The organism is Thalassotalea sp. G20_0 (genome assembly GCF_017744175.1).
Lineage (GTDB): Bacteria > Pseudomonadota > Gammaproteobacteria > Pseudomonadales > Endozoicomonadaceae > Endozoicomonas.
This window is the reverse complement of sequence record NZ_JAGHQV010000471.1, coordinates 1-573: the sequence shown is the minus strand read 5'-3', so window position 1 is coordinate 573 and position 573 is coordinate 1. Positions and strand designations below refer to the sequence as shown.

At 54.1% G+C, this 573-nt stretch carries 1 protein-coding gene; it reads right to left on the bottom strand.

Annotated features, from left to right (window positions below; genetic code table 11):
* Positions 1-96: 96 nt before the first annotated feature.
* The gene (gene tsaE / locus J7438_RS27100) at positions 97-573 is read right to left on the bottom strand and encodes a tRNA (adenosine(37)-N6)-threonylcarbamoyltransferase complex ATPase subunit type 1 TsaE (protein WP_209279113.1); all 477 of its coding nucleotides are present in this window, start codon (positions 571-573) and stop codon (positions 97-99) included.

Genomic DNA, 573 nt, shown 5'->3' with positions numbered 1-573 from the left:
CAGTGCCAGAGGCGGCTCTTTTTCGGGTAGGTGTTGCTGCGCGTTGTTTTATCGAAAGCCTGGCCAGAACCCGGCGAACAATCCCTGTTCTCTGACTCATCCGCCCCCCTGAAGTGCTCTTATGGTTTCCAGCGCACGCTTCCCTTTATCAGTCACTGCGACAATCGTCGCTTTCCTGCCGGGCAACTCACTCTGGTCAAAAGAGTGGTAGGCAAAGGTAATATCCAGATCAGCTTCTGGCAGCTCCCCCTGTCCGCGGGTTGGCCACTCAACCAGACATAGCGCCGCTTCGCTGAAATAATCCCGACCACCAATAAATTCCAACTCCTCAGGGTCGGCAAGGCGATAAAGATCAAAGTGGTAAACCTTATGGTTATTTATCTCGTAAGGCTCCACCAGTGTATAGGTCGGGCTTTTTACCGCACCCTGATGACCAAGATGCCGAAGGACACCCCGGCAGAACGTGGTTTTACCCGCACCAAGATCACCATGCAGAAAAACAATGCCCCGGTCACCCAGGGCTTCTGCCAGATGCCCCCCCAGCGCCACCATGGCGTCTTCATTTTCTATCAG